At 70.2% G+C, this 23,827-nt stretch carries 27 protein-coding genes; 26 read left to right on the top strand and 1 reads right to left on the bottom strand.

What is annotated here, in order from left to right:
* Positions 1-12: 12 nt before the first annotated feature.
* Positions 13-1,617: an ADP-ribosylglycohydrolase family protein gene (locus tag AQJ46_RS46825; protein ID WP_107117476.1), complete on the bottom strand. Its 1,605-nt coding sequence runs from the start codon at positions 1,615-1,617 to the stop codon at positions 13-15.
* Between the two features lie 398 nt (positions 1,618-2,015).
* Between AQJ46_RS46825 and AQJ46_RS55810 the strand changes: the two genes are divergently transcribed.
* The 26 genes from AQJ46_RS55810 to AQJ46_RS46695 all read left to right on the top strand — a co-directional run bounded on the left by AQJ46_RS55810 (position 2,016) and on the right by AQJ46_RS46695 (position 23,801).
* Positions 2,016-2,630: a hypothetical protein gene (locus AQJ46_RS55810; RefSeq protein ID WP_159064198.1), complete on the top strand. Its 615-nt coding sequence runs from the start codon at positions 2,016-2,018 to the stop codon at positions 2,628-2,630.
* Between the two features lie 109 nt (positions 2,631-2,739).
* Complete coding sequence (locus AQJ46_RS46815) at positions 2,740-3,309, top strand: hypothetical protein (RefSeq protein ID WP_059211460.1); 570 nt, start codon at positions 2,740-2,742, stop codon at positions 3,307-3,309.
* An 81-nt stretch (positions 3,310-3,390) separates the two neighbouring features.
* Entirely contained in the window at positions 3,391-4,188 is a 798-nt protein-coding gene (locus AQJ46_RS46810; RefSeq protein WP_059211459.1) for a hypothetical protein, read from the top strand.
* 131 nt (positions 4,189-4,319) lie between these two features.
* Positions 4,320-4,742, top strand: a complete 423-nt coding sequence (locus AQJ46_RS46805) for a hypothetical protein (protein WP_059211458.1) — start codon at positions 4,320-4,322, stop codon at positions 4,740-4,742.
* Positions 4,743-4,899: 157 nt separating this feature from the next.
* Positions 4,900-5,448, top strand: coding sequence for a hypothetical protein (locus tag AQJ46_RS46800; protein ID WP_059211457.1), 549 nt, complete (start codon positions 4,900-4,902; stop codon positions 5,446-5,448).
* 59 nt (positions 5,449-5,507) lie between these two features.
* The gene (locus tag AQJ46_RS46795; protein ID WP_059211456.1) at positions 5,508-5,843 is read left to right on the top strand and encodes a hypothetical protein; all 336 of its coding nucleotides are present in this window, start codon (positions 5,508-5,510) and stop codon (positions 5,841-5,843) included.
* A 78-nt stretch (positions 5,844-5,921) separates the two neighbouring features.
* Positions 5,922-7,223: an Eco57I restriction-modification methylase domain-containing protein gene (locus AQJ46_RS46790; protein WP_059211455.1), complete on the top strand. Its 1,302-nt coding sequence runs from the start codon at positions 5,922-5,924 to the stop codon at positions 7,221-7,223.
* A 204-nt stretch (positions 7,224-7,427) separates the two neighbouring features.
* Complete coding sequence (locus tag AQJ46_RS54940) at positions 7,428-8,318, top strand: N-6 DNA methylase (protein WP_059211454.1); 891 nt, start codon at positions 7,428-7,430, stop codon at positions 8,316-8,318.
* Between the two features lie 102 nt (positions 8,319-8,420).
* Complete coding sequence (locus AQJ46_RS46780) at positions 8,421-8,714, top strand: hypothetical protein (RefSeq protein ID WP_063803945.1); 294 nt, start codon at positions 8,421-8,423, stop codon at positions 8,712-8,714.
* Between the two features lie 67 nt (positions 8,715-8,781).
* Complete coding sequence (locus AQJ46_RS46775) at positions 8,782-9,786, top strand: hypothetical protein (RefSeq protein WP_059211452.1); 1,005 nt, start codon at positions 8,782-8,784, stop codon at positions 9,784-9,786.
* A gap of 181 nt (positions 9,787-9,967) precedes the next feature.
* Complete coding sequence (locus tag AQJ46_RS46770) at positions 9,968-10,456, top strand: hypothetical protein (protein ID WP_159064197.1); 489 nt, start codon at positions 9,968-9,970, stop codon at positions 10,454-10,456.
* Positions 10,457-10,689: 233 nt separating this feature from the next.
* The gene (locus AQJ46_RS46765; protein WP_059211450.1) at positions 10,690-11,709 is read left to right on the top strand and encodes a hypothetical protein; all 1,020 of its coding nucleotides are present in this window, start codon (positions 10,690-10,692) and stop codon (positions 11,707-11,709) included.
* 199 nt (positions 11,710-11,908) lie between these two features.
* The gene (locus AQJ46_RS46760) at positions 11,909-12,250 is read left to right on the top strand and encodes a hypothetical protein (protein ID WP_059211449.1); all 342 of its coding nucleotides are present in this window, start codon (positions 11,909-11,911) and stop codon (positions 12,248-12,250) included.
* Positions 12,251-12,284: 34 nt separating this feature from the next.
* Positions 12,285-13,271, top strand: a complete 987-nt coding sequence (locus tag AQJ46_RS46755; RefSeq protein WP_059211448.1) for a DUF4007 family protein — start codon at positions 12,285-12,287, stop codon at positions 13,269-13,271.
* A complete protein-coding gene (locus AQJ46_RS46750; RefSeq protein ID WP_059211447.1) occupies positions 13,258-13,605 on the top strand; it encodes a hypothetical protein in 348 nt (115 codons plus the stop codon). Before AQJ46_RS46755 ends, AQJ46_RS46750 begins: the two co-directional genes overlap by 14 nt.
* A gap of 27 nt (positions 13,606-13,632) precedes the next feature.
* Entirely contained in the window at positions 13,633-14,619 is a 987-nt protein-coding gene (locus tag AQJ46_RS46745; protein WP_059211446.1) for a DUF6884 domain-containing protein, read from the top strand.
* A gap of 120 nt (positions 14,620-14,739) precedes the next feature.
* On the top strand, positions 14,740-15,150 hold the full coding sequence (locus AQJ46_RS46740; RefSeq protein WP_059211445.1) for a hypothetical protein: 411 nt from the start codon (positions 14,740-14,742) through the stop codon (positions 15,148-15,150).
* Between the two features lie 185 nt (positions 15,151-15,335).
* Positions 15,336-15,896 carry a hypothetical protein gene (locus AQJ46_RS46735; RefSeq protein ID WP_059211444.1) on the top strand — a complete coding sequence of 187 codons (561 nt, stop codon included), beginning with the start codon at positions 15,336-15,338 and terminating at the stop codon, positions 15,894-15,896.
* Positions 15,897-16,125: 229 nt separating this feature from the next.
* Positions 16,126-16,686: a hypothetical protein gene (locus tag AQJ46_RS46730; RefSeq protein ID WP_059211443.1), complete on the top strand. Its 561-nt coding sequence runs from the start codon at positions 16,126-16,128 to the stop codon at positions 16,684-16,686.
* A 162-nt stretch (positions 16,687-16,848) separates the two neighbouring features.
* Positions 16,849-17,229: a hypothetical protein gene (locus AQJ46_RS46725; RefSeq protein WP_059211442.1), complete on the top strand. Its 381-nt coding sequence runs from the start codon at positions 16,849-16,851 to the stop codon at positions 17,227-17,229.
* 167 nt (positions 17,230-17,396) lie between these two features.
* Positions 17,397-18,512 carry a DNA-processing protein DprA gene (locus AQJ46_RS46720; protein WP_059211441.1) on the top strand — a complete coding sequence of 372 codons (1,116 nt, stop codon included), beginning with the start codon at positions 17,397-17,399 and terminating at the stop codon, positions 18,510-18,512.
* A gap of 141 nt (positions 18,513-18,653) precedes the next feature.
* Positions 18,654-19,295 (top strand): TetR family transcriptional regulator, encoded by a 642-nt coding sequence (locus AQJ46_RS46715; protein ID WP_059211440.1) that lies wholly within the window; start codon positions 18,654-18,656, stop codon positions 19,293-19,295.
* A 306-nt stretch (positions 19,296-19,601) separates the two neighbouring features.
* Complete coding sequence (locus AQJ46_RS46710; protein ID WP_059211439.1) at positions 19,602-21,887, top strand: HsdM family class I SAM-dependent methyltransferase; 2,286 nt, start codon at positions 19,602-19,604, stop codon at positions 21,885-21,887.
* A gap of 89 nt (positions 21,888-21,976) precedes the next feature.
* Entirely contained in the window at positions 21,977-22,228 is a 252-nt protein-coding gene (locus AQJ46_RS46705; RefSeq protein WP_059211438.1) for a hypothetical protein, read from the top strand.
* A complete protein-coding gene (locus tag AQJ46_RS46700; protein ID WP_059211437.1) occupies positions 22,225-23,007 on the top strand; it encodes a hypothetical protein in 783 nt (260 codons plus the stop codon). The genes AQJ46_RS46705 and AQJ46_RS46700 overlap by 4 nt, the downstream gene beginning before the upstream one ends.
* 335 nt (positions 23,008-23,342) lie before the next feature.
* Positions 23,343-23,801: a hypothetical protein gene (locus AQJ46_RS46695; protein ID WP_059211436.1), complete on the top strand. Its 459-nt coding sequence runs from the start codon at positions 23,343-23,345 to the stop codon at positions 23,799-23,801.
* The last annotated feature ends 26 nt before the right edge of the window (positions 23,802-23,827 follow it).

Below are 23,827 nucleotides of genomic sequence, written 5' to 3'. Positions count from 1 at the left end.
GCTGACTCCGGATCACGAAGTCCAGGGCGCCACCATGGACCTCCAGGACCTCTTTCGCGGCTTGTGCGGCGGGACGTCGCCGGTGGTCAGTTCGTACACCGCGTCGTACATCTCCACGTGCGCCGGAAGCCGCCACCGTCCTCGCATCTTGCGGTGAAGGTCGTGCAGCGCCGCGCCCGGATCGGTGCCGTACGCCAGGAAGCTGTAGATCGCCGCGATGGCGGGAGTGCGGCTCTCGCCCGCCACGCAGTGCAGCAGCACACGCTTGCCCTCACGGCGCAGTCTCAGAACCTCCCGGGCCGCCTGGTCCATGGCGTAGTGGAGGTTGGCGTTCTGGCCGTCCTTGTCGACCAGCCATACACGGTGGTGCTCGACGTCCGTGTCCATGAGGATCGGGCCGGTGCCGACCCGGCACAGGGACACCACGGCGTCCACCGGAGCGGGGCCCTCGTAGGCGGTCACAGCCAGGTTGCCGAGCCACAGGCCCGGGTCGTCCGGATGCAGCACGGCCCGGGCCCGGCGGGAAGCGGGCGGGGCGGGCACGCGCGGCGCCAAGGGCCAGCCGTCGGAGTCTTCCTGGCCATCCTGGGCAGTGAGGACGGCAAGCCGGACGAGATCGGGTGCGGTGTTGTGGGGCCAGCCGTTGACGGCCTGCTGCCACTCCAGCGGGATCGCCGAGCAGCCCCACCGGGCGCCGAGCAGCGCCCCCGCGATCGCGGCCACGGTGTCCGTGTCGGTCCCGGCCCGCACGGCCGCCTCCAGGGCGAGGCGGAAGTGCTCGGCCGGGAAGCTGCCATCGGTAGGACTCAGTTCGGGGACGGCGGTGCGGGTGATCGCGGACCATGCGGCCTGGAGGGCGTGCACCACCCAGCCGTTGTGGGTGAAGTGATGCGGCGGGTTGGCCTCCGCCTCGTCCAGCCGGGCCGCCCACATCCGCCGCCGGTCCTCGGGCAGGAGTTCCAGCCCTTCCCGGACGCCGTCGAAGGTGCCGTGCAGCACGGCCGCGCGGATGCCGGAGCACCACAGGACACAGGCGTCGAGGCAGTCCGGGTCGGCGTGAGTGAGTTCGCTGACGGTCGCGGCAGCCTCCGCCATGGCTTGGGGGTCGTCGAGGTACGCCAGGGCCACGATGCCCGTGCGCATGAGGCTGCCGTTTCCGGCGCTGCGGGCGTGGGTGGCGGTGAAGCGGCGCGAGGCCTCCAGCATGGCGGCCCCGGGGGCTCCCTGGCCCTGGCGAGCGGCGCGGAGGACGGACCGGGTCTGGGATCCGACGTCGCTCGCGCCGCCGCTGATCCAGCCGAGGAAGTTGGCGGCGATCGCGTCGAGCGCTTCCGCATCGCGCAAGTCCCGTCCGGTGGCCGCGACTTCGGCGATGCACGTGTGCATCTGCGTGTCGTCGGAGTACTCGCCGGGGGCGTAAGGGCCGAGGCCGCCGCCGATCATCCGTGGCTGCTGGTCGTCGCGGAGGCGGGGTTTGAACTCGTAAGGCACGCCGAGGGCGTCGCCCACTGCCGCGCCTAGGAGGACACCGGCGGCCCGGTCGGTGCTCAGCGCGTCAAGACGCGGAGCCAGCGTCCAGAGGGGCTCGGTGTGGTGGGCGGGACGGACACGGGACATACGGGTCTCCTCACGAGGGGGCCGGCGAGTGCGCCAGGGGGTACGGCTGGATGTGGAGAGCTGCTGGGCCGTGGGCTCGCGGTAGGTGCGAGCGTCGGTGGCCGGGGTGTAAGGGGGCGGGCTTGGCCCGCGCCGCCCTGAACTGCTGGAATCCCGGCTTCGTGTTAACAGCCTGACATGCCGAAGCCAGCCCGTCAATATTGCTTAACTATTTTTCCATGTGTATCGTGTCCCTTGTTGCGGCAAGCGGCCGCGACGGGATGCGCGAGGCAGGAGCACCACCAGCCGCGCTCCGCCTTGCACCGTTCCCATCACTGACGGCGTCAACAGCCCGCTCTCAGGGCCCCGTTGGCCCCGAATGCCCTTTCCAGCCCTCTGATTCCTCACTGGAGTGACCGATGACGCCCTCGTGGCGCAGCATCCCCATGCCTTTTGATGTCGCCCGACTCCCCCGCAACAGTGCCGGGCGTCCAGTTCCCGGCAATATCGCCTGGTACGAGGCCGACGACGACGGTTCGCTCCTCGTTGCCCAGGACCACGAGTGGGGCGGGCACCTCACCTGCCAGTGCACGCCAGGGCGCGGTACACCGAAGTTCGGTGAGCAATGTCCAGTACGGCAGCGGGAGTTCATGCTCCAGCGGAAGTGCGGCCTGTGCACTCGGTCCATCGATCCCACGGCCCAGCTGGTCTTCATCGGCGAGACCAACGCCCGGTACTACCTGGAGCCGCCGCTCCATGAACTCTGCGCCGCCTACGCTCTGAAGGTGTGCCCGGTACTGCACGCGAACGGCGAACGTACAGAAGTCGCGCTCACCCAGTCGTACGCCCTGGCGGAGGACCGGATCACGGACATGACGGACGAGCGCGCACTGCGGCGCTCCACGTTCCCCTTCGGGCACCCGTTCGCCCCGTACCTGGGAGTCCTGGAGTTCTTCCTCGCCGTCCCGCACGACCCTGAGCGTCTGCCCGCCCCAGTGTGGCTGGCCGAGCGCGCGCCGCAGTTGCCGGCCTGAGGATCTCCCTGCCCCCGGACACCCCCTCCGTCCTCCCCGCCTGCGACCGGCAGTTGCTGGGCGCGGCCCTGCTCACGCCTCTCGTCCTCGTACCTGAAGGAGTTGTTCCATGGCCCCCGACACGGACGCCATCGCACGCCGTTTGGCCGCGCAGCTGCCGCCACAGATCGCCGCGCTTCCCAGGGACCGCCGCGGCTATCCGATCACCTTCGTCACCTCCATCGGCGACGACGGGGTCCCGGACTTCTCCGACCTCGACGGTTCCCGGAGGGCCAAGGCCATCATCGAGCAGCTCTGCGGGATCTGCAGCCGTCCTCTTCAGCTGGTCAGGGCGGTGATCGGAGGGCCGCAGGTGGTGGAGAGCCACCTGACCGTGGATCCCCCGATGTGCGTCGAGTGCGCGCTTTTCGCCGCCACCCACCCAGTCGCGGGGTGCCCGTTCCTGCTCTCACCGAACGCCCGATACCGAAAGACCAGCACCGCCGAGCCGACTTCGCCCCTGATCTCCGAGGAGCGCGCGAGCACTTTCTTTCTCGCCCGGACTTTCGCCCACGACCCGGTCCGCGTCCGGCTTTCAGACGGCTCCGAGGACGTGATGGCGCTATGTGCCCGATGGACCAGTCTGGAGAAGATCTCGGGCGGGGAGCTGATCGACGCTCGGCACCTCATCTCTCGCTGACCCGCACGCCTCAACCGACATTGTCGTCGCGCTGGGTACCCCCTGATGGCCACCGCAGCGCGCAGGCTTCCGGAGCCCGTTATGCCGATTCTCGCCACGTCCGTGACGACCGCCGAGGAATTGCTCGCCCTGGCGGTTGCGCGGCCGTTCCGCGCTCCGTACCTGCCGCAGGTGATCGACTGGATCTGCCGTTCCGCGGAGGCGGAATGCGAGCACGCCGGCCCCGGCCTCCAGGCGGGCTTAGCCGAGGAGGTCGTGCGGCGTCTGGACGCGTACGCGGCGTCGACCGGACCCGGAAGGAACGAACTTGCCAGTCGGCTTGAGGACGCCCGCCACGCCCAGGCCGTCGTGCGCGCCGAGCACTACCGCGCTCTCGCCATCGGCCATGCCGGCCCCACTCATGGGCAGCGGCAGCCCCTGACCGGTGCCGACCTTCGCAGACTCGCCGTCACGGCCGGGAAGGCCAAGGTGCTTCACGGCGAGCAGGACACCGTCGTGATTCTCGGCGGGGCAGCCGGCAGCATGGTGTTCCACCCCATCAGCGACCAGGAGACCCAGCGGCTCACTCAGTCCCTGCGCGAGGGCACCTCGGCGGCCCGTGAACTCGCAGGTGACATCCAGCGCATGCTCGCCCGCCACGTCCGTACGGCCGGCGGAAACGAGTCGGCAGACAGCGGTGTCACCGTCGGGGCACACGGACCCGAGGTCAGCGTGTCCTGGCAGGCGCCCGCCGGGTTGCCCGAGTCCGGGCAACGCCCCGGCCCCTGGGAGGAGGGCGGTGTCCGATCGCTGTGTAAGGCCTTGCTCATCCACTACGGGTACAAGCCCGCGGCCGCACAAGGCGGGGCACTCACTATCTCCACAAGTGAGATTGTTTAATTCTTTTTATGGGTGTAGCGTGATGTCACCGGGTCTCGACGTGGGCCCTCGCCCCCGATGAGCTTCCGACCATCACCAACGACTTGCTGCCGGTGGCCCCAGGACTCCCGCAGCGAACGGAGAACCCGACCGTGGACGACGTGCAGACCGATGCCCTCAGCGAGATGGATGCCGCTCGTGCGGCAGCCCGACAGAGCGCCGAGGCGGTGCTCGGCACCGTCCGCGCGCTCCTCGCCGAGCTGTACCCCGAGGCCGCGTACGTCAGGGTGAATTCGGGCGGCGGGATCGCCCGCATCGGCTCCGTCCACACCGCCAAGGGGCACCGGCACGAGGGCCCCATCAGGCGGGGAAGGACCGTCTTCCCGCCCCACCGGATCGGCGAATGGCCGCTCTCCAGGCTCCCCAAGCGGGTCACCCGCCCGCATCTGGGCCCGCACGCCGACGACGACAAGCGCACCCTGAACGCCGTCCTCACCGACGCATGGCGGGCCGGAGCCCGAGTTCCGGAAGGCTACGTCGGACGGCACTTCTGTGACCGGCTGAAGCTGCGCTGACCCTTCTCGTGCCCCGAACTGCGGGTCCAGGACGCGGCCGCCCTTCCTCCCCTCGCTGACGTGCTCGACGAGCTGATCGCCGACTAGCTCCCGTAGGTCATCGCCGCCGCGTCTGCCGGCGCGGCCGACCCGCTCCCCGGATGAAAGGGAATCCCTCATGTCTTCACAGCTCGCCGGCGCCGCCGGCCGACATCTGACCGCGGCCGCCGAACATCCGCAGGGTCTCCTGCCGATCCGCATCCGCGAGGACGTCCTCCAACAGACCCTGTCCAACGGCTTCGCACGGCCCGCACCCGAGGGCCTGATCCCAGCCCAGGAGTCGGCCGGGCAACCCAGCGCAACGGACCAGAGCGCGGCTGGAAGGCGGCACCCCTACGCCGGTTCCGCAGGGGGCACGTACGCGTCGGCTGGCGGGGACGTGCCGGGCGCCCGGCGGTACGTCATCACCCACACCGGCTTCCTCGCGCTGCTCAGCGATTCTCAGCGAAGGGCTCTCACCAGCGCGGAGCCGGACGGGCTGCTCCCGTCCAAGGTCGCCTGGCAGACCTACGCCAAGCTCGCGAAATTCCGTCTCGTGCACTTCCTGGACGACGACGGCAACAGCTATCCGGACGACGGCGACACCGGCGTCGGGCGCCCACCGCGCCGCCCCTATCTGACCGAACTGGGCCGCTCCGTCGCGACCAGCGCCACAACGAACAACTGATCCTCGCCCACGCGGCCCCGAACCACCGACAAGCCGAATCCCCAGAAAGAGCCCCGCATATGAATCCGCACGACCGAACCCCCGCCGCTTGGACGAACGTTCGCCACCAGGCCCTCGAAGCGGCACTCGCCCAGGCCGGGATCCCCTTCGAGCTGCAGGGCTCATGGGATCAGCCGGCGTCCGCGTCCTACCGCCTCACCGATCCGGGCGGCGCGGAGTGGACCGCCTCGGCACTGCCCAACCACCTGGTGCCCGGCGGAGCGCCCCACCGCCGGTGGCACCTCTCCTCCGGCCAGCGCCTGAAGTCGGCTGCCGCCGTGTCGGCCTCCCGGATCGTCGCCCTGCTCTGCGAACACCAGCCGGACAACGGCCCCACGCCTCCTCCCAGCTCCTGAACCACCCCCGGGTTGCCCGGGCCGGAACGACGTCCCGGCCCGGACAACCCCGGTCGACCATCGATCGGAGAACCCGTCATGTCCCCTGTCCCGTCCGCCCGCGACTACGAGCGCCTGGTCCAGGACCTGGGCCGCGATGTCGTCCCCCGCGCCGCGGTGTCCTGGGCACACACCATCGCCCTCGTTCAGCACGCCCGGCAGCACGGTCTGCTCGGAGACGACATCGCCTTCGCCTCCAGCCCGGACGGCACCCGCAAGGCACTGGGAGTCCTCGCCGACGCCCATCCGGCGCTCGAGGCGCTCGCCGACCCGCAGGTCGTCCCCGTGTGGGCGAGCACGGTGAGCTCGGCCGCGTGGGAGCGCACCGCGGACTTCTGGGCGCGGCACCCGGCGTCAGACGAGGGCCCCCGTGTCGACGGGTATGTCCTCGGTGATGGCTATCAGGCGCTGTCCGCCGAAGCGCGTAAAACACGTGCCCTATGCCAGACACCTCCGTGGATCGCCGAGCTGCTGCTGGAGCTCGCGCTCACGCCGGGAATCGAGGAGGCCGGGCCCGACCATGTGCGGATGATCGATCCGTCCTGCGGCACCGGGCACATCCTGATGTCCGCGTTCCACTCTGTCCGTACACACCGTCCCTACGGCCGGGCGCCGACGGGGCATGTACCGACGGTGCGGTCGGTCGAGCGTGCCCTTGAGGCCGTCTGCGGGGTTGACCTCGATCCGTACGCAGCCGTGCTGGCCCGCTACCGCCTGCTGGCTGCCACCGCCTCGATCCTGGGCCGGCGCATCGACCAGGTCCCGGCGTCCTGGCCTGTGCAGGTGGCTTGCGCGGACTCGCTCCTCGACACCACCGAGCCGCTGCTGCGCCGAGGCTCCTACCACGCCGTCGTCGGCAACCCGCCCTACATCACCATGTCGGACGCCGGCGTGCGCGACCGGATCCGGGCCGCCTACCCGCAGGTGGCCACGGGCAAGTTCTCGCTGGCGCTGCCGTTTTGCCAGCTCATGTTCGAGCTCGCGGTGCCCGAGACCGGGCGCATCGCTCAACTGACCACGAACGCCTGGATGAAGAGGGAGTACGGGCGCCGGTTCGTGGAGGCCTACCTGCCCCAGTGGGACGCGCAGTGGATCATCGATACGTCCGGCTGCTACATCCCAGGCCATGGCACGCCCACGGTGATCATGCTCCATCAGGCCCGACGGCCGCACAGCGACACCGTCACCGTGATCCGCGGCAACCAGGGCGAACCTCACCTTCCCGACGACCCCTCACAGGGCCTGGTGTGGCGGGCGATTGAGGAAGAGGTGCACTTCCGGCTTGCTCTGGATCGGTTCCGCGGGGCAGAGGCCTACCGCCGTGAACACGGCACCCCTTAACCAATCAATTGTCTAATTCTTTCTGTCAATGTATTTTGACCACGTCGCGCGGCGGCCCGCGCCATCCGCACCCGGACAAGACGGTCCGCCACGGCGTACGGCTGCCCGCAGGGCGCACTCCAGGAGCCGGCGCCAGCGCCACGCCGAAGCCGGCCGCGCGGACGATCGACTTGAGCTCCCAACAACACGAGAAGGAGATCCCCGATGCCGTCACAACAGCAGCCCGGCGAGCACCCGGAAGGCATCCCGTTCGACGAAGTCTCGTGGCTGCCATCGGCCCACGCCCGCAAGGCGTTCCTCCCGGAGGCGGACGAACACGCGCGCCGGATCATCGACACCGTCGTCGCCGTCTGGCCGTCCGCATCCGGGCTGGAGATCCCGTTGGGGACCGTCGCGACGGTCGCGCTGCTGCCCCACGCCGATCCCGGAGCCCCAGAAGCAGCCCGGCTGATCGCTTCCCTGCGGCCGGCGCAACTCGTCACGACGATGCGGCACATGTGGACGCACCTGTGGTTCAGGCACCCCTTCCTCGTGGAACGGGCGGGCCTGCTGCACCTGTGGCTCGATTCCGTGTCCGATCAGACGGCGGCGGAGGTGACCGAGCTGGTCCACCTGCTGTTCCGTGACGGTCTTCTCGAACTCGGAGCCGACCCCGACCGCCGCCTGGCGACAGATCTCCTCGGGCGGCTCATGCAGAGGCTGCGCGGGCGTGAGTCGAAGTCCGCCCGCGGCGCGTTCCACACGCCGGACGTGATCGTGGACTTCGGCGCCGACATGCTGAATGTCGGCGCTCCGGGCGACCAGCAGATCGGCGAGCCGGCGGCGGGCAGCGGCAACATGTGGCGCGCGCAGGCCGCACACCTGCGGTGGCAGGGCAAGGACCCCGCGGCCCGCGAGTGGGTCGGAGTCGAGATCGACCCGTTGAGCGCCGCCGTTCTCGCGGCCAACTCCCTGCTCTGGGGGCTCGGCGACGGTGTGTTGATCGCCTGCGCAGACGCCCTTACCCGCGATTCCGGCCTCGCCCAGGCCCGCGAGGAGCGGGACCGTGCGATCGCTCGCCGCAACACCTTGGCCGAGCACCCCACCAACAACTAGAGGATTGCTTAATTCTTTTTTGGTGTGTACTGTGGGGTGTGTTGCGAGGGCGGCGCGCACGGCGCCACCGCACACCCGTTCTCCACGAAGGGCCACACGCTGATGAACCAGACACCGGGTTGGACCGCCGTTCCCGACGCCGCCGCTGGCCGGGGCGCGATACGCCAGCACTTCGACCGAGGCGTGCACCCGGCCACGCTCCGCCCGCTCGCACGCGACTTCCAGTGCGGCGACTGCGCCTTCCTGACCTCCCGCCAGGTCGACGACGGCCCGCCCCGCCTGAAGTGCTCCCGCAAGGCCACTCGGCGACGCGGCCCGGACCTCAAGCGGAACTTCCCCGCGTGCGACGTCTACCAGCCCGCACCCGACAGCACGGCCGGTGCGGACCAGCGCTGACCCGCCCGTAGTTGCCCGGCCCTTAGCGGGGCCGGGCCCCTCCCCCTTACGTCTCGAAGGAAAGCCCATGCCGGTCAAGGCCAGCGTCACCGCCCAGCCCCGCTACCACGAGGGAGCGCCCGCCTGGTACGTGCGGGCCGCCCGTGAGGCGCTGCCCGTCGAGGACTTCCCCGACACCGACGACCTCGCGCCGGGCGGTCACGCGGTGTTCGTGGCGCACGGCGGGGCGAACGGTCGTGCCTCGGTGCAGCTGTCCATGGACAGCCCGCAGAAGTGCCACACGTGGCGGCCCAAGTCGGCCGGGCCCGGCAAGCGCTGGGACGCGCTCGTCGACGGCATCGCCGCCTGTCTGGAAGCGGCGGGGTTCACCGACGTCCGCCGTACCAACATGGGCGTCTGGGCGACGCCCCCGATTCCCGCAGACGAAGAGGTCGAGTTCCTGCTCACGCCGGACGCCGATTTGGAGAACGTCGGCGTCTACCACCTGACGAGCGCCCAGTACCCGAAGCTGACCGCGCGCATCGACGGCGGCTTCCACCGGGGCGTCACCAGCGGCTCGGGCGGGTTCGTCGCGTTCAACAGCGAGGGAACGCCGGTCACGGCCGGATACCGGACTGCGGACGGGGCGCTCCGTGCCGCCCGCGACTACGCCGCCTACTGCGGCATTCCCGACCACCTGATCAAGATCGTCACTGTCGAGGACAAGGCGCTCGCGCTCCTCGATGCCGCCTACGACGCGGCCGGTCCCGGCGCCCACACCGCGACGGTCACGGCGGACATCAACTCGCACCGGGTGACCGAACAGGCAGACGCCCTCCGGCTGGAGGCCGGGGTACCAGCCGAATCCGCCGAAGGGTTCCGGCGGGAGCGGCAGAAGAGAGCCGCGAAGCTGATCGCCCTCGCCATGGCGACCGGCGGCGGCACGCTCGTCGTCCGCTCGCGCTACCCGGATCAGAGCGCCGCCGTACGCGGCTGGGTCCTCGCCTCCTCCTCCGCCGAGCCCATGTCAGAAGCCGAGCTGCGCGCCCTCGCCGCAGGAGCACAGCCTTCCATGAGCCCCAAACTCACCTGATCAAGAACCCGCTCTGGCCACACACCTTCTGGGACGGCACCGAGGCCCGCTCGCAGTACCGGCTACTGCATCCCGTCGTCGGCCCTGATCGTTCCAGTGGGTCCCCCGCACTCCGTCAGCGTCAACAGATGGGAACGCCATGCACCGCGCCTCAGTACCCGACCTTATGAAGGCCAACGGCATGTCCGCTCTGCAGATGGCAGTCGACGCTGCCAAAGCCGCGAGCCGCGCCGCCGCGTACGCTGCTGCCACGGTCCTCGCGCAGGCCATCGGTACCGAGGGCACGATCCACTTGCCCGAGGCCCACTCCGGTGTCTGGTGTCGTCTTACGGCTGGTCGATTGACCGCCGACATCCTCTCTACGAGCCACGGCGACCGAGCCCGCATGCGGCTGATCCAGGTAACCCCGGAAGCGTACGAGCGCGTCCGCACCTGGGTACACGACCAGGAAGGCTGCGGCCACGGTGAGGACTGCGAGTCGTGCCACGCCGAGCCCTGGCCCAGCTACGAGGAGCTGAACGCGGAAGACTCCGATTTCGCAATCGTCCACCCTGACGACCGCGATCGGGGCACCGCGCAAGCCGCCTTCGGCAGGGTGTCCTTCACTCTCGACGACGAGCCGGTCACCAAGCTAGCCAAGATCATTACCCTCACCCTCGCCTCGGACTGACTGCCCGCAATCCACCCGCCCGGCATCCTGAGCGGCTGAGCTCACGGTCCCGGAACCGCTTTCCGGATCAAGCTCAGCCCAGCCGAAACGGTCCGCGACACGATGCGTCCTGCTGGCGCTCCCGCTCGGGCGCAGGAAGCCCGCTCCGCGGCATTGCCCGGACCTCGTTCTCGGTCTCAACTCTCCGGCCGCGCCTTCCTGTAGCGCCGCCCTGTCAGAAAACGGAGCAACCCATGACCACTCCCGGCCGCCTCGCCCAGATGGCCCGCACCCAGACCCAGCGCATCCTGCTCGACGAAGCCGCGGAAGCGACCAGCGCCGAGGTCCGCGACGCCCAGCTGCGCGTGCAGCAGGTGGATCAGGCGCTCGACCACAACCGCGCACAGCAGGACAAGCAGGCCAAGTACAGCGCCTGCTACCCGCCGGCCGAGGGAAAGGAGGACGAACGCGCCGAACTCGCCGAAGCGGGCCTGCGTCTCGAACGCGAGCACCAGTACGCTTCAGCGCTCCTCGCCGCCGCCCTCATCGCCCACGAGTCCGTGACACGGGAGCGGGCCTGGCTGGACCGTCCGGCCATCGGTACGGGCGAGCCCATGCCCGTCGCCCTGCTCTTCCCCTTCGCCAAGAAGATCGTTGATGCCCCGGGCTACACGATCACCGTACTCAGGCCCAACTCCGACAGCCCGGATCCGTTCTGGCATGAGACGTACAACGGCACCGTGAGCCGCACCCGGGCCCGCTCGATCCTCACGGCATGGTCCCGCCAGGAGCAGACGTACGTCCTGCGGGACGCCCACGGCCGGCTGTACGTCGCTGCGCCCGCTTTGCGTATCGAGCTGGTTCCCACCGACATTGCCCTCCCGCACAGTGAGGGAGATGCGCTGCGCGCCGCTCTCGCCGTGTACGGCTTCTCCGCCTACGACGGCGGAGAAGGCGGGTTCACCTCGCTGGCCGTCTCGCTCACTCAGGAGGCCTCCGAGGAGGAGACCTACGAGGGACCGCACTTCCTGATCTCGTCCGGAGAGCACGCCGACCGGCCGGCTTCGCAGCACGACGACGTGTGGGGCGCCTCGCTCTACGACGAACAGGGCGAGTACGTGACCACCCTCGACGGCGCGTCTGCCGGTTCCACCCTCGCCGAGGACTGCGCCCACATCGCTGGCGCCGTCGCCCAGGTCGCGCGCCGCGCCTTCAGGGAGGAGACCGTCGACTTCGCTCGTTCCGTCGGGAAGGACGCCCTGGCCAAGGACTGACCCGGAGTGCCGCACCGCCCCCGCGTCGGCACGGGCGGGGGCAGTGCGGAAGCGCAGCACCCCTCTTACCCCTCCCACCATCGGAGAGAGAACGATGTCTTCCGCCTCCTCGCCCGGAAACCGCCTTCATCGCGGCGCCCCCAGGACCGAGCTCATCCGCAGGGTGGGCCCGCATGCGGTAAGTCCCCAACGGCGCGTAGTGAATGAGCTGCTGGTCGGATACGACGACTTCATCCGCGCGTCGCACGAGGCGGAGGTGGCCGGCTATCTGATTCAGATCGCAGAGGACGATGTGCTCAGTGTCGACCTGTTCGACGTCACCCGCCACGAAGTTGTGGTGGCGCGAGGCTCCGAGGCGGCGAACACCGTCCTGGGTGCGCTGGGCGAAGTCCTGCTCGTCGCGCGCTTCTTCACCCCGGTCCCCACCCGTCTGGTGCTACTGCCCGCTCTTCCGAGCCCGGACCTGGTCGATCTGCTGCACGAGCTGGACGTGACGATCGTCTGGCCCTCTGGCCCTCGCATGTTCACCCGGTCCCGCTGACCGGCGCCTCTCCCCTGCTGAGGAGGACCTTGTCATGTCCCGCTCCCCTCTCGCCGACTTCTCCGGTTGTGTTCCCGCCTTCGGACAGCACCACGGCTATCCGCCGCGCTACGGATGGCTGTTGAAAGTCCATGAAGCCCTCCGGGCCGACCCGCTGGCGTTCCAGCGTCCCGACATCCACATCACGCTCGGCGTCGGCGCCAGCCAGGTCGGGGCAATGCGCTTCTGGGCGCAGGCCTTCGGCCTCGTCGCGTCCTCTGACGGCCGTGCGCTGGAGCCGACCGCACGGGGGCGTTGGCTGCTCGACGAAGACGGCGCCGATCCCTATATGGAGGACGTCGCCACCTACTGGGTGCTCCACTGGTGGCTGCTGAGCGCCGTGCCGTGCGCCGTGCCCACCTGGCACTTCCTGATCGCGCAGCCCGGGCGGTTCCGCTACACCCGGGCCGAGTTGCGCGAGCTGGTACGCCGGGCCGCGGAGGACGCCGGCTGGCGGGTGCCCGCCGACAGCACGGTCGCCCGGGACATCTCGTGCCTGGTCACCATGTACGCGCCGACCGTTGCTTCCCCCGACCAGCCGCGGGCCAGTATCGAAGACGTCCTGACCAATCCGTTCCGCGATCTCGGGGTCCTGGGGAGCGCGCCGCAGGCTGACTTCAACCGACGCGATCGCAGCCACGAACTGTCGGTGAACCGGCAGGCCGGGCGCAGAGCTCCCGATGCCGCGGTGGCGTACGCGTGCCTTTCGTACGCAGCTCTCGCCGCAGGTACGAACGCGGGCGGCATCAGCGTGCCGAGACTGGCGACGGCGACCGGAAGTCCCGGGCGCATCCTGCTGACCGACACGACGGCTCTGCACAAGTCCTTGAAGCGTGGCGCCCAGCGCTGGGGCCTGTTCGACGTCGTCGAATCCTCCGTCGGCGACGACATGCTGACCTACACCGAACCGCCCGCCGTCCTCGCCTCCCGGGTCCTGGCCGCCCACTACCAGAGGAGGAAGGGACCCGATGTCCCCGCGTGAGGCCGACGAGGTATCCGTCACCCAGCCGGTGCCGGCACCTGTCTACCTTCGCGAATACCAGCAGCTGCTCCTCGCCAACGTCCTCGTCGACCGGGCCGGCCGGCCCCTGCGCAGCGGCCGCTGCCCCACCTGCGACTCCCTCGTCGACGGATACACCTGCCCGGGCTCGCTGCCCTGCCTTCGCTGCCGGGCCGAGCCGGGCCGACGCTGCCGGCGCCCCAGCGGACACACGGCAGACCGCTGGCACGCCGACCGAATCACGGCCGCTGAGGCCGTCGACCAGCGTCGTGCCGAGACGAACGACTTGACGCTGCTTGCCCCCTGGCCGTCCTGACCGCACCCGATCCGAAAGAAGCACCTCATGAGCACCCTGAGCCCCACCGGCGCCGCCATCCTCGCCGAGCACGAGGACGGCGTCGTCACCGGCCACGCCGCCGCGATGGCCCGCCTGCGGGCCGACAGCCTGGTCGTCCCGCACCACGACGGCAGCGGCGCGCACCGGATGACCGCTGCGGGCCGGAGAGCCCTGAAGCAGTGGCAGGACGAGCACGGCGACGCCCCGCCCGTGGCCTCCGCCCCCGCCGTCCTGCGCAAGCTGCCCGCACGCCAACACGAAGCCGTCATCACCGCCGCCCGGCGCCCCGACCAACTCGTCGCCGGCCGCGACGACGAGGCCTACCACAAGGGAGAACCGTGGTTCCTCGGGACGACGCTGCGCGCCGTCCACAACGCCGGATACGCCGGAATCCGCCCCCAGCCGTACGACGACGGGCCGGTGACGTGGGAGGAGACGGGCCGCTCGCTGTACCTGACCCCGCTCGGCCGGCAGTATGCCCGGCAGCGCGGCAACGTCGACGTACGGCGCCGACGAGTCGTCATCATCGCGTGCGGATCGGAAAAGCGTCCGATTCCACCGGGTCAGCGGCAGGGCTGGCCGGCCGGGGAGCTGTACGTGGGCCAGTACCACCGGTCCCTGCGGGCCGCGGCCGACGCCCTGACCCACCACTCCCTGATCCGCATCATGTCCGCCCGGCACGGCCTGGTGCCGCTGACACGCCCTCTGCACCCGTATGACGTGACGATCGGCGATGAAAAGGCCGTCACCGCGGAGAGGATGACTCGCGACACCGCCGCGCTCGGCCTGGACGACGCGGACGTGATCTTCCTCGGCGGCCAGGAGTACGCTGCCCTGCTCCGCCCCTCCGTTCCCCATCTGCTCACTCCTCTCACGGGCGGGATGGGCGAGCACCGGGGCCTGTGCAAGCAGGCCTGCGAGCACTCCGCACTGCGCGAGTCGTGGTGGAAGCAGGCCGCCTCCGGTTTCGAGGAACACACCACCGCTGGGTGAGAAGCCACTTGGTCACCGCAGCAGGTGCGCTGCCCGCGCCGCCGCCTCCCCCCGAGCCGTCTCAGTAGGGCGCCCAGCGCCGACATCCGTAATCCGAGCCCATCACCAGGAGACCTAGACATGGACATCAGCGAGCTCACGTCCGCCGCCACCGAAGCCCTCGCCGACCGCGAATCCACAGGGAAAGCCGTCATTTCCGTTACCGTCGAGACCAGCAGGGACGACGACGGCTGGATCAGCTACGCCGACACCGCCCTCGTCACCTACCACGACGGCGACACCCGGCCGCTCAACATCCACGGCACAGCGCTCTCGACGGCCCTGGAACAGCACGCGGACGACGAAGCCGAACGCGGCGTCCCGCAGGTGGTCATCCCGATCCCTCCCCGTCCTGCGCCGGCCGACAATACGGTCTTGTGCGAAGAGCACCGCGGCGCGCACCGCGAGAGCATCACCTGCCGCTGGCCGCACGGTGTCCACCCCGAGGGGACACAGCCGCAGGTGGGCCATCCCCATCACGCGACGGACTGAGGTCTGCCAGCAGGCCCGGCGGACCGGCACTGCGCGGCCGTGCCGACCCCCTTTGCCGGGCCGTCCGCCCGTTGATGAGGTTCTGTCAGCCGGCGGGCGGCCCCACATCGCCTTGCGCATATTGCTAACTTCTTTTTCCGCATGTATCTTTGTGTGCGGTTGGTGTCGACGGAGGGAAGAGCTCGATGAAGCGCAACAAGCCGCTCTTTAAGCAGCGCAAGCGGGGAACACAGGCACGGCGGCGGTGGCGGTACGAGTTCGGTGACAGCGGCAAGACGCACTGGGCGCTCGCGGTTCCCCAGGCATTCACGGGCGTGCGGGAGACCGTGCTGGACATGACCGGTGCGATACCGGCCGGTGCGGACGAGAACGCACCGGACAACCCGCGATACGGCTCCGCACTGCGCTGGCGGCTCGACCGGGACGGGCAGACGACGTTCGTCTACGGGATACATCTGTGGGGTGGTCGCACCCGCCATGAGGACCCGCAGACCTACGGCCGACGAGTCGCCGAGCGTTTCCGCACCGCAATCCCCACCTCCCCGGACGTGTACCACGTCTTCACCGCCGAGCGTGAGGGCTGCACGCATGGCACGAAGTGCCCTTTGACCATGTACTTCTACTCGGACTCAGACGTCGAAGTGCCGCGCCACAGGGCGGACCGCTGCCCCACGAGCGTGCTCACCGACGGGCCTCCGTGGCGACTGGTGGGCCGCGTGGTGCCCGACGGGCGCCACATCTACTGACCGGCACCGGCGAAGTTCCGTCCGTCTCGGCTCGACCCAGGTCGAGCCCCGGACAGCACCGCGGCCGTCGCCCGCCAACGCACCAACTCCCCGGCAGGACCGACAGCTCACCCACGAGGCCGGGCGCCAGCCGCCCCGATCGGATCCGTAATCCCACCCGAGTCGGGGCGGGCTCGGTTCGTCCTCCGATCGACACATGATCGAACCACCTCGCAGAAGGACACCGCACATGAAGTTGACCGACGCTGAACGGCTGGCGCGCGCCCGACGCGGCGAGGAGAACACCAGGCCTGTCACGGCCGAGATCCGCGTGAACGCGCAGCTTCGCACGGCCACGCTGCGGCTGCTGGGCAAGTCAGGGGCCGTCGAGGATGACCGCAATGCGGTTCCCCTGCCGGGTGAGTGGTCGTACGAGTGCGGACCGCTGCGCACGGCTGCCGGGCAGATCATCGCGGAACGCGGCTACCGCCTGGACGGCGGATGGTCCGAGATCGATGACCTCACCGCTCGCACTCCGATCGAGCCGACCGGCGCGTACCTCGCGTTCGTCGAGCGGATGTACGGACCCGCCCCGGAGGTCAGCGCGCTCCCGGACGGAGTCACCGCGCGCTCCGTCCAGCGGGGACGGTGGCGGATCAGCAAGGATGACCGCACGTTCTGGGATCTGACCTGGCAGCCTCGCCTGGACGGGGACGTCTGGACCCTGTGGGGCGGTCCCGGCGCGACGCAGATCGTGTCCAGGTCGGACAGCCCGGCCGGAGCCCTCGCTGCGATCGCCACCAGCGCGTAGCGAACATCCTTTCCCTCCTGGCCGTCCGCGCAGCGGCGCGCATTCCGCTCCCGCGCGGGCGGGTTGGCGCCCACCACCCCACGCGCGCCGGGCCGGTGGACTGCCGCACCTCGACAGCGGCGCCCCCTGCGGCGCCACCGAACCGCAAAGGAACGACTTCCCATGGCCACCCGTACGCAGATGCTGGTCGACGCGATGAACCGCGGCGAACAGATCGTCGAGATCGTCAGCAACCAAACCGTCAAGCACGTGCCGCGCAGCGAGCGCGACATGCGGCCATGGGTGGTGTGGGAAGCAGGCCTTCAGCAAGAGTTCCGCCTGACATCCAAGGAATGCATGGTGCGCCACGGAGGCGGGTCGGCGGGCGACGAGCGCAGCCGCAAGCTGAATCCGCTCGCGGAAGAGTCGCGGCTGCGCAGGCTGGACACCCTCGCCCGGGAGGCTTCGGATCTGATCGAGCGGGCCTCTGACGTGGATGCCGGCACCCGGGCCGTGCACGCCCGCGCCCTGTTGCAGAAGCTCGTCGGCCTCGCGAGTGACTGACCATTCAACAGGAATTGCTTACTTATTTTTTTGTGTGTACTGTTGTGGGCGTTGGGGTTCCCCGACGTCCTTGCCTGGCAGCCACATGGGCTGTCCCCGCCAACGCTGCCGCCCGGCCCTCTCCGAGGGGCTGTCGGCAGCGGCATACAGCGATCACGGAGGTGCACATGGGCAGCACGCGCGACTCGAAAGCGGTAGCCGCCGAGCGGCAGGAGATCATCCGCCAGGCAGTGGCCCACATGGAAGGCAGCGACCGCAGCGTTCTGCTGCGGCAGATCGCACGCATGGAACTTCGTGATGACCTCCGTATTCCCGAGGCCCTCCTCGCGCAGCTGCGCACTGCCGCGCCGAACACTCCGGAGTTCTACGGGTGCTGGAGCGTGGCCCGCAGCCTGCTTCGCGTGGCCCAGGGCGCTTCGCGCGCCGAGCGGATCGCACGGCTCTCCCTGGCGCACGTCTACGGCGGGGGAACGACGGCCCGTCTGTTGAAGGGCGAGCCGGCGGTGGACGTCCTTGGGAGTCTGCGCGAGACCTCCGAGCGGGGCGGCTTCGGGCGTCAGGCGTTCGAGTCGATCGCCACGTTCGACGGTGAGGCGCTCCTGGCCCACGCCGAGGCCGACGGCGCGCGCTATGTCGTACCTGAGGACATCGACTGGCCCGAAACGCTGCGGGCGCTGGGCGAGGACGCGCCACTGGGCCTGTGGGTCAGGGGCACGGCGTCCCTGGCCGAGCTGGCCGGTACGGCGGTGGCCGTCACGGGGTCGAGGGCCGCGTCTGACTACGGCAAGCACATCGCCGGGTACCTGGCGGGCGGTCTGGCTGACCGGGATGTCACCGTTGTGGCGGCCATCGGGCATGGCGCGGACGGAGCGGCGCTCGCTGGTGCGCTCGTACGGGGCGAGGCTGCCGCAACGCCCATCGGAGTGCACGCGGGCGGGGTGACGGGCCCCTACGGCGAGGCCATGCTCCGGCACGAGCGCTGGATTCTCAGCTCGGGCGGCCTGGTGGTCAGTCTGTGCGCGCCCGGGGTACCGCTGAGCTCCGCCCGTGCGAATCAGCGGCAGTGGCTCATGACCGCTCTCACGTCGGCGGTGGTCGTGGTCGAAGCGGCCATTGGCAGCCGCACGGCGAACACTCCGCGGGTGGAGGGTCGCCCTCTGCTGGCGGTGCCGGGGCCCATCACGTCGTCCCTGTCTGCGGGGACAAACACGCTGATCCGGGACGGAGCGGCCCAGGCCGTCATGTCCGTTGACGACATCACAGCGGCGCTGGCCCGGCCCTGACCGACATCGCGGGGGCGAACACGCCCCGTGGCGGGAGGCCGGGTCTGGATGAGACGGCGGCCTCCGCCGGCCCGGCTCCGCAAGGGCCGGGCCGGCGCCCACCCCATCGAATCCGTGAGCGATCACCGAACAGGAAGTGACATGACCGAGGAGATCCGGACCACCGCAGGGCGCCCGATCGGGGCACGCGGCCTGAAGACCCGCAGCCAACTGCTGCTCTGCCTCAAGGAGCTGCTGGCCGAGTCCGGCTATCACGCGACGAGAGTGATCGATGTCGCCCGTCGCGCGCGTACCTCGCCCGCGACCTTCTATCAGTACTTCGCGGACGTCGACGCAGCCGTCCTGGAGCTGGCCCGGCCCGCGGCGCAGGAGGGAAGCGACGGACTGATCTACGCGGAGATCGGCAGCTGGTGGGGCGGCGGGCGTCGCGCCGCCGGGAGCACGGTGGACGCCGTCTTCGCCTTCTGGCGGGAGCACGAGGTGGTCCTGCGAGTGGTCGACCTGCGGGCGGCCGAGGGCGACAGCCGGTTCACCGAGATCCGCCGCCGCGCGCTCTCCGGCCTCCTGGGACACCTGGAGTACGCGATCACCACCCGTCCGTCTTCGCCCGGCGCGACGGACGACTCCTTCGCCGCGGCCGAGGCGCTGACGGTGCTGCTCGCCGCGGCCGCTGGCCGCCACGACCCCGAGGCAGCTGACCCGGTGGTGGTTCGCCAGATGCTGGTCGACCTCATCACCCTGGCCGTGTCCGGCGGAACCGTCGTCCAGCTGCCGACCGCGTGACCCGGCAGTAGCCCGAGCCGGGCGCTCCGGCCGGCGACGCGCTCCCGGTCGTGACGTGGTTCGCGAACCCGGCCGGCCCGGACGGGTCGGCTAGCCACCACAACCCTCTCGGGAGTGCCGCGTCGGCCCGAGGCCGCCCACGTGGTCGACGGGCTGACTGGTCGACCACGGCCACGGGCCGGCGACGGCTCGGGCCGGAGCCCACCCGGGCGTTCCGGCCTTCCACACCAGACCACTTCGGTGCCCCGGCTCACGGCCGGGCACTTCTGATCCTGCTGCCCAGGGGCAGTGCAAAGGAAGTCCGTCATGCCGTTGTCGCTCTCGCAGCTCGAGAGGCACCTGTTGGGCGCCGCCGAGGTGCTGCGCGGTCCGCTGAGCCCGCACCAATATCAGGACTATCTGCTGCCGCTGGTCTTTCTGAAGCACTCCAACGACGACTTCGAACGCGCCCGGAGGCGGATTCTCGCTGCCGCCACGGCCCGGGGCAGCAACGCCGAACAGGCGGCACACACCGCGGATTCCCCGGAAGCCCACGAGCGAGCAGGGAGCCTGTACGTCCCGCCGGCCGCCCGGTGGGACCGGATCGCGGCCGCCACCGACCGCATCGCGGAGCGCTGCCTATCCCCCGCGTTGTCCGCGATGGCGGCCGCCCACCCGCAGCTCAGGGACGCCTTCGCCCACGTGGACTTCTCCCGCATCCATGGCGCTGACGCTGCCCACGCCGATCGCCGGCTGCGCGCCCTCATCGACCGCTTCTCGGCCATCCCCCTGCATCAGGATGCCCTGGCCTACCCGGACATGATCGGCGCCGCGTACGAGACCCTGCTCGCCAGGTTCTCCTCCCCGTCGGCCGGTGGCGAGTACTTCACCCCCGGCCCGGTGGTCCGGCTCATGACCGAACTGGCCCGCCCTTCCGCCGGCGCCCATGTCTACGACCCCTGCGTAGGTTCCGGCGGCATGCTCATCCAGGCGGCCCAGTACGTCGCCGAGCACACCGGTGACGTCGGAGCCCTCATGCTCGCCGGGCAGGACGCCAATCCACGGGCCACCGCGATGGCGGCGATGAACCTGTCCCTTCGCGGTGTCCGCCACTTCGATCTGCGCACGGGTGACACCCTGGCCGATCCCCAGCACGGCAGCTGTTTCGACCTGGTGCTGAGCAACCCGCCGTTCTCCATGGACTACTCCCGCGAGACCCTCGCCGACGCGGCCGAGCGCATGCCGTACGGGACGGCGCCCGAGAAGGGGCGAGCCGACTGGATGTTCGTCCAGCACATGCTCTACGCCGTCCGCGACCGCGGGGGCAGCGTGGTCACCGTGCTCCCGCACGGCCCGCTCTTCCGCGACCGCGCCGAGGCGGAGATCCGCAGCGCACTGTTGGACGCTGACGCGATCGAGGCGGTCATCGGCCTGCCGGCGGGGCAGTTCACCGCCACGTCCGTTCCTGCGTGCATTCTGGTCCTGCGGTCGGCGGGGGCGAAGCGTCCCGAGCTGGTGGGCAAGGTACTGATCATCAACGCCGACCAAGAGCACCGGGCAGAGCGCTCTCGCAACGTGATGCTGCCGGAGCACATCGCGAAAGTCGCCGCGGCCTTCCACGCAGCCGTCGACGTACCCGGCTTCGCCCGCGTCGTCGACCGCCGCGAACTGGCGGACAACGGCGACAACCTGAACATCCGGCGGTACGTCGACAACCAGCCTCCGCCCGAACCGCAGGACGTCCGCGCGCACCTGTACGGCGGAATGCCGCGCGCCGAGATCGACGCGCACCATGGACTTCTGGACGCCTACGGGCTGACCGCGAAGGATCTCTTCGCCGAGCGGCCTGACGATGCGGACACCGAGTACCTCGACTTCCTCCCGGAGAGCGAGCGCCCGGACGCCGACCGTTTCCAGGCGTTGACCGCGCCGTGCGAAGCCCGGCTGCACGCAGCCTTCGCGACGTGGTGGGAGGACACCGCCGTCGGCGGCCTCGACTCGCTCGCTGCCGGCAGCCGCGCCGGCACGGGCCATGTGCACGCCGGAATCGCGCGGGAGGCCATGCTCGCCTCCCTGCAGGGCCGTCTCGGTCCGATCGGACCTCTTGACCACGACGCCCTGGCCGGCGCCTTCGCGACCTGGTGGGACGCTTCGCGCCACGACATCGCTTCCTTGCTGCACAACGGGTACGTGGGGCTCGTCGACGAATGGCTCCAGGACGTCCGCGACCTCGTGGAGCCGATTGCGGGCCCCACCCGCGCCAGGCCTCGGCGGCCGTCGGCTGCCGAGCGCCGTGCCGCGTCCGACCATCTCCTGGTGCGGGCCTTGGCACCCGAACTCACCGCCGAGCCCCACAACATCGACGACACCATGCGGGAGCGGCGGGACCTGGGTGCGCGCAACGGAGAACGCCTGCTCGTTCTCGGAGTCCTGCGCGACCGGCTCCAGGACGAGATCAACGACCGCCTGCGGCGCCGCCTGGTCCAACTGCACGACCGCTACCGATTGTGGGAGGAGAAGTACGCCGTCTCTCTCGCAGAGGTGCAGGCCGCATCCGACGCCGCCGGCGCCCGCATGTGGCAGCGGCTCGCTGAGATGGGATACACCGACTGACCGAGCCCCTGGCCACCGCAGACGTCCCGCATGTCCTCGCCTTCCCGAACGCGATTGGTACCCGGCCCGTACACGCCGCGCTCGGATCCATGCCTCGCGGCCTCGACGAGGACTTGGCGCGCCACCTGCCCGACCTGAGAAAGGTCGCGGCCGCGGAGCAACACCTCGACGGGTTCGGCGAGCTGGGCGGTGCCGCCCACGACCGGAACGCCCCCCAGCGGCGGTCCAGAGAATCCAGAATTCGCGTCCGTTCGCCGTGGTGCGGCGGGCGACGTAACGAGGCCGTGCGGCCCGATATCGGCGACACCGCCGGAGACCACGAGGAGAGGAACCACAAGTGAGCAGCAACACGAAGTACGTCGGGACGCTTCCGGAGTACGAGGAGGCGCGGCCGTCGATCCGCGCGGCCCTGGGGGCGCTGGAGGGAGCCGCAGAGGCGCTGGCGGTGCTCACCGACAAGGTGGGCGACCGCAGCGCGCAGGGGGCGTTCCTGGTGCCGGAGCACGGCGCCGAGGGGTGCGTGCGAGTCTTGTTCTACCTCGACGGGGAGTTCGAGGAGTCCGTGAGGTCCCGCCGTGACGCCAGGCGTCGCGGGATGGAGCGCGCGTCGCGGCGGGATGCGCTGGGCCGGTATGCGCGAATCCTGCGGTCGGCCGGGTGGAGCGTGGCGGAGATGTACTCGGCCCGGACGGCGACGGAGCGCTTGAAGCACCTGGTCGTGCATCCGCCGGCTCTTGAGGATCTCACGGGGCCGCTCGATTCCGGCATGGCGGAGTTCCTCGCCGACACGTTCGTCGCGTACGCGCAAGGGTCCGCCGTCGCGGTGCGCGCGGACAGGCTGGCCGTCGGCATGGACGTGATCGCCGCTGTCCGTCTGGAGACACGCACCGTCGGTACGGTCAAGGTCCACACCGGGCCCGGTGGCCCGTGGGTTCGTGTCACCTGGCAGCCCGGCGACCACCGCGACAGCGTCATGGGCGACCGGCGCGTACTGGACCCCGGCTTTGCCCTGGTCGTAACCGTGGAGTCCCTCACGGGCTTGTTCGGACCGCTCCTTGGGGCGCGCAGCGGGCGTGGAAGTTCGCCGGGAAATGGATTGTCGAGGCCGAGTAGGCGCTGAGTGCCGCGTTCGCGACGTGCGAGAAGGCGCCGACGGCAGACCTGTCCGCTGGCCCTCAGGGCGTGGGGCACCTACGACGGTCGCCAGCCTACCGAGCGGCGCTCACCAGCGGCGCCCTCACGGGTGCCGGGAAAGGGTGTCACCCCGTCACATCCCTGTCCATGGCTTCGATCGCAGCCGCTGTCCCTCGGCCTGCCGAGGGACTCGGGACGTGTCCTCAACGCCCGTACACCGGCGTGAGCCAGTTATATTGCTTACTTATTTTTTTGCGGGTATGGTGATTCTGGCCGGTTCGCCTCCGGCTATCCACTTCAGCCATCCCCCAGGGAGTAGCCATGCCCGCATCGGCCGCACTGCGCCTCGCCCCGCCCGTCTACCAGCTCGACGGCGCCGACTGGGACAGCGCTGCGGGGACGCAGTACAAGGACTTCGAGGGCCGGATCTGGGAGATGACCGGGATCACCAACGCCGAGGGCATGCCGATCGCAGCCGCTGTCGAGGGCGATGCGACGGCATCGCTGAAGGAGCTGGTCAACAGGATCGGCATCCTCCACAAGGTCGGGGAGTCCGCCCCGACGACGTATGTCTACGAAGGTCGCACGTACCGCACCGACCGGGCTTATGTCGACGAGGCCGGGGACACATGGACCCACAACGGAACGTGGGACCCCGAGCCGCCCGGCGTTCCCGACACCCCCTCCCCTCAGTTCGTCCGGGAGGGCGAGCCGGAGTACGCCCTGGACATCCCGGCCCTGGACTACTACCACGGCCCGCTCACCGAACGGCCGCTCTGATCACCATCCGTGCCGGACGCCGCCAA

It is taken from the genome of Streptomyces canus, from assembly GCF_001514145.1.
GTDB classification, from domain to species: domain Bacteria; phylum Actinomycetota; class Actinomycetes; order Streptomycetales; family Streptomycetaceae; genus Streptomyces; species Streptomyces canus.
The sequence above is the reverse complement of the archived record's forward strand: the minus strand, read 5'-3'. Positions and strand labels throughout refer to the sequence as shown.